We start from the raw sequence: 5,097 nt of genomic DNA, 5'->3' as shown, positions 1-5,097 counted from the left end.
GGAGAATTTTAGAAAATTGTTTTTCCAAAACAGCATAGGTATTGATGTCCGGAAAGACCAAATTTCTTTGGGATGGATCAGAGGCTCCCTGAAAGGCCTTCATTTTGAAGCTTTTGAAGCCTATGACTATGATTCTGAAAGCAAAGAAGATGTCTTGACAAATATTGATGTGTTTTTAGCTGAATTTATAGCAAAACATAGGATTCAAGACTTTAATCTTTACCTGGGAATACCGGAAGAATACTGTCTGACAAGAAAAATTGAATTACCATTTTCAGTCAGGGATGATATTGATTCGGTACTGCAGTATGAAATTGAAAAGTATATTCCGATTCCAACAACAAAAATGGTCTATGGATATAAAGTGCTGGACGAGGATAAATTAAAGGGCAGTTTTAATATCCTTTTACAGGTGTTGAAAAAGGAAGATTTCAAGCCTTTTTTAGATTTAAAGGATTTCATTTCCGGTGGAATCACGGCAATTATGCCGACAAGCTTAGCTGTGGAAGAATATCAGATTGATATAGAATCAGGCAGAAAATTTCTGGGCCCAGGTATGGGAAGAGCTTTGGATGAAAATTGTTCTTCCGAAGTAATAGGGGCGGTTGCACTGGCATTTCAAAATTTCAATAAAACTAAAAACAGAATCAATTTTTTGCCGGAAAGGTTCAGAAAAAAACCGTCCAGGTTGCCATTTGCGTTTTTTTTGTCACTATTATGCTTATTCTTTATTGCGTTGACGGTGATGGGTGCAAGTTATTATATACATGGCAGAATTCAAAATAAACAGCTTGATACAAGATTTGCATATTTGAAAAACCAGGTAAAAAAGGTGGATAAGCTTGAAACAAGGATTGAGATACTCGAGAAAAGGAGTAATGAAATCAAGCATATTATGGGAGCCGGGTCTCCTGTCTTAGATATACTCAAAGAAATGACCCGGATTTTACCGGCCCATACATACTTAAAAGAGTTTGAATTTAAAAAACAGGTTGTCAGGATTAAGGGCAGTTCAAAAAATGCATCACGCCTTATTGAGCCCCTTGAAACATCCCTTCTTTTTTCAGAGACAGGATTTGAATCCAAAATAACGATTAAGGAGAATAACCAGGAATCATTTATTATTAAAATGAAATATGAACCTGAAAATAAAAGATAAAACCATCCTTACCAGAGAAAGAATCATAATTATTGTTGTGGGGATTCTGATATTGGTAATAGGTGCGATATACAGATTTTCCCCTGGGATTCATTTTTTTTCTGCATCCTCCAGGGTAAAGCTGATCACAAAGTACCAGAACAGGTCTGTTAACCTTCCCGGCCTTGAAGAGCGGCACATATTTTTAACGGGTCATGCACAAAAATTGTCCAATCACCTGATTTTTGCCCAGTCAAAAGAACTTGCTGGTGTTGCTGTGCAGAATATGTTAAGGGATATGGCTTCCCGGGAGAACATTTCTTTTAAAAGCATCAAGGCATTGAAAGCAGATGTTAAATCTTATCAATTTGTATCCATAGTACCGGTAAAACTGGTATTTAAAGCCAAAATAAGGCAGCTTGAAAATCTGCTCTACAGGATTGAAATCTTTTCAAAACTTCTATCGGTTTCAGAATTGAGAATCATCAAGCCGAGTACCGGTAAAGAGGACGATCTCAATATTGTCATGATAGTTCAGGGTTTTTTAGATAAAAAGAGTTATAGCAGAGAGGAATAAAATGATTTCAAGGTTCTGGTTGTTCAATTTTGCGCTTTCAATCATAATATTGTTTCTGGTCATAAACATTATAATGATATGGCAAAAGGAAATTATCATTCCGATCCCAAAATTATCAGAATCCAGGATACAGTGGCCGGAACCCATGTCCATGAAGATTCAAAAACCGGGCAGGGAAAAATATGATATTATTGCCGTAAAAAATTTATATAATACACAACGCCAGGAACATACCCCCAGGCCCGTATCCCAAAAACAGCCGTTGAAGCCGGTCAGTAAGCCTGTTGTTGAACCGGACCCAACTCCTGAAATGATTGAGATCCTTGAAAAAAAGGATTTGTATCTTTTCGGAGTGGTGATTATGAACGATTTAACACTTGCTCTTATTAATGATGTGGGGGGAGAAAATCAAGGAAAGCAAATCTGGGTAAAACAAAAAGATATCATTGGAGATTATACCATAGAAAAAATTTTACCTGAGGCTATTATTGTTTCCTATGAGAAGAAACAGTATAAAGTTCCTCTTTTTGATAAGAGAGAAAAAAATGAAAAACACACTCCCAAAAAGATCGTGGCTAAAAACAAGAAATCTGTGTCAGCTAAGTTACCCGTTGTTTTAAGTACAAAAAAAGAGGATCTGAAAGAAAAAAAAGAATCTGAAGAATATGAATGGGTTATTTTGAACACACCCTTTGGGGAAAGAAGGATAAAGAGGAAAAAATGATCAGAAAAAATAAAATAATCTATATAGGGATATTATTGTTTATTGTATCTTTTTTGGGCGGTTGTTCTTTTCTCCAAAAAAAATCTGGGCCGATAACAGAAAAGACTGATCCGGGCGTTAAAGCAATACTTAAGGAAAAAAAGACAGAACAATCCTTGACCGCTGACATCCCGGAAAAAAAAAATACTAAAACTACTAAAGTATTGGGCAGTCATAAAGCTGTTACAAATGATCAGATTGAAAAAAAGCTTTTTCCAGAGAAAATTATTAAAATGCAAAGACCGGTTAAGGGTCTTAATGCATATAAAACAGGATACAAAAAAGAGCAGGGGAATATTGTATTCAATTTTGACAATGCAAGTTTAAGCGAAGTCATCAGGACCTTTGCCAAGATGCTGAAAATTGATTATGTTTTGGAAGCAGGTATAGAAGGCAGTGTAACAGTCAATACTGCGGGCGGTCTTCATAAGAATGAAGTTTTTCCTGTGTTTTTTCAAATTCTTGAAGCTAATGGCTTAACCGCGGTAAAAGAAGGGGGCATTTACCGGATTATACAAACCGAAGCAGCATCCAAGTTTTATTTGAATGTGCATACAAGATCTGATCTGTCTGATGTGGCTCCGGGTGAACGGATTATCATTCAAATCATCTCCCTTGATCATATTGATGTCCAGGAGATGGTTAAAATAATTGAACCGTTTCTTTCGACCCAGGGGACGATCATTACCCATGATGATTCAAACACTATGTTGTTAATTGACAAGGGGATTGCTGTCTTAAAGGCACTTGACCTGATAAAGGTATTTGATATTGATACATTCCATCAGAAAAATCATCGTTTTTACTCTATCAAAAACATGGATGCTGAAAATGCGATGAAACTGCTGAATGATCTTTTAAAAGCCTATGGCAAATCAGAGATAAAAATCACACTGATTCCAATTAAAAGATTAAATTCAATAATTGGGGTAAGTTCTGACTCCAATGTTCTTGACTGGATAACGCACATGCTTCATCAACTGGATGTGCCGGGGTATGATTCAACGCCAAAGATTTATGTCTATAAAGTACAGAATGGCAGTTGCGCAGAGCTTGGGGCTATTCTGGGAAACATTTTTACAAAAACAGACTCTGAAAAAGAAACTATACCTGATATCCCCACTAAAACAGAGGATAAAAAGAAATCAGGGATGGGGTCTATTACTGCAACAGGTTTGCCTGGCAGTACAGGTGGTGTGTCTAAACCCGATAAGCCCAAAATCCAGCAACACAGGGCATCTTCACCATCGGATTCTGGTACTGATACCTTAAAAGGGAATATCAAGATTGCACAGGATGAGGTGCGAAATGCATTAATTATAGAGGCCTATCCTTCTGACTACCAGGTGGTTAAAAAAATACTGAAACAATTGGATATTATGCCAAGACAGGTCTTAATAGAAGTCACCATTGCAGATATTACCCTGACGGATAAAAGTGACCTTGGGATTGAATGGACTAAACTTGTTTCCGGGGGGAGCATTGGAGCAGGGAAAACATCCGGTACTATAGGAAAAGAAGGAATTAATTTTACTATTGGTCTGTCTGATGACTGGCAGACAGCTCTTTCCATTCTGGCCAGTGAAGACAGGGTTAATATCTTATCCACTCCGGTAGTATTGGCATCAGATAATAAAAAGGCAACTATTAACGTAGCCGACGATATACCCGTGGTAACCACGGAATATAAAAGTGTGGCCCAGGGAGACGATGTGATTGAAACCCATGTGCAATACAGGAAAACCGGTATCATTCTGGATGTAACTCCCCATATTAATGACCAGGGGTTTGTAACCATGGAAATCAGCCAGGAAGTGAGCAATGTGGGTGACGGTGTGACAGCGGGCGGAAAAGAATATCCGTCCTTTAAGACAAGAAATATTAATACAACATTTACAGTGAATCATCAGCAGACAATCATGATCGGCGGACTCATGGTCCAGTCTGACAGTGACAGCAAAAAGGGCGTTCCTTTCCTGAGTGCGATTCCCGGAATAGGCTGGCTGTTCGGGCAGCAGACAGACTCTCTCATTAAAACAGAATTAACCATTTTTATAACTCCCCATGTTATTTATTCCATGGATGATGTGGAACAGATTACCACAGAATTCAAACACCGGATAAAATTCATGGATATTTCTAAAAAAGATATATAAAATAAGATCTGAATTTTAAGATTTATTATTTAATGGACAGAAGAATAAAACAGCTGTTTATAGGAGTAGTTATCCTCCTGTATCAGGTTGCAGGTTTATATGCTGGCGAACAAAAAAAAGCAGCAGTTTTTTTATCTGATACCATAAAACCATATTATGAAGCAGCACAAAGTCTTGAAACAGAGCTAAAAAAAAATAAAATAAATATTAAGCTGGTTGAAATTAAGAACCTGGACCATTCCGAGTTTAAGTTACTATGCCAGGATCTTGTCAGGCAAGGGTATGTTTATTGGGTCAGTATCGGGCCTTTGGCAATGAGTAAAATATATGATTATCATTTGCCCGAAGTTGCAGGGAGAGTCTACTCCATGGTGCTGGCGCCGGAAAAGATGGTCAACCAGGGGGATACCCTGTGCGGTGTCAGCTTACAAATACCTGTTGAAAAACAGGTTCAAGAACTTAT

The 5,097-nt window shown here is 37.6% G+C and carries 5 protein-coding genes; all 5 read left to right on the top strand.

Features of this window, described 5'->3' with window-relative positions:
• Positions 1–1,159 (top strand): PilN domain-containing protein (locus K8S13_RS09055; RefSeq protein WP_291462082.1); only part of this gene is annotated, 1,159 nt, incomplete at its 5' end.
• On the top strand, positions 1,137–1,715 hold the full coding sequence (locus K8S13_RS09050; protein WP_291462081.1) for a GspMb/PilO family protein: 579 nt from the start codon (positions 1,137–1,139) through the stop codon (positions 1,713–1,715). The genes K8S13_RS09055 and K8S13_RS09050, both read left to right, overlap by 23 nt.
• A 151-nt stretch (positions 1,716–1,866) precedes the next feature.
• Complete coding sequence (locus K8S13_RS09045; protein WP_291462079.1) at positions 1,867–2,439, top strand: hypothetical protein; 573 nt, start codon at positions 1,867–1,869, stop codon at positions 2,437–2,439.
• The gene (gene gspD / locus K8S13_RS09040; protein WP_291462078.1) at positions 2,436–4,634 is read left to right on the top strand and encodes a type II secretion system secretin GspD; all 2,199 of its coding nucleotides are present in this window, start codon (positions 2,436–2,438) and stop codon (positions 4,632–4,634) included. The genes K8S13_RS09045 and gspD overlap by 4 nt, the downstream gene beginning before the upstream one ends.
• Before the next feature lie 32 nt (positions 4,635–4,666).
• Positions 4,667–5,097: hypothetical protein (locus K8S13_RS09035; protein WP_291462077.1), on the top strand; the 431-nt coding region annotated here is incomplete at its 3' end.

It is taken from the genome of Desulfobacula sp., from assembly GCF_021107415.1.
The sequence above is the reverse complement of the archived record's forward strand: the minus strand, read 5'-3'. Positions and strand labels throughout refer to the sequence as shown.

What these genes read in the sequence shown, in the direction of transcription:
- K8S13_RS09050 (WP_291462081.1), top strand. Translation starts at nt 1,137, where the DNA reads ATGAACCTGAAAATAAAAGATAAAACCATCCTTACCAGAGAAAGAATC.
- K8S13_RS09045 (WP_291462079.1), top strand. Translation starts at nt 1,867, where the DNA reads ATGAAGATTCAAAAACCGGGCAGGGAAAAATATGATATTATTGCCGTA.
- gspD (WP_291462078.1), top strand. Translation starts at nt 2,436, where the DNA reads ATGATCAGAAAAAATAAAATAATCTATATAGGGATATTATTGTTTATT.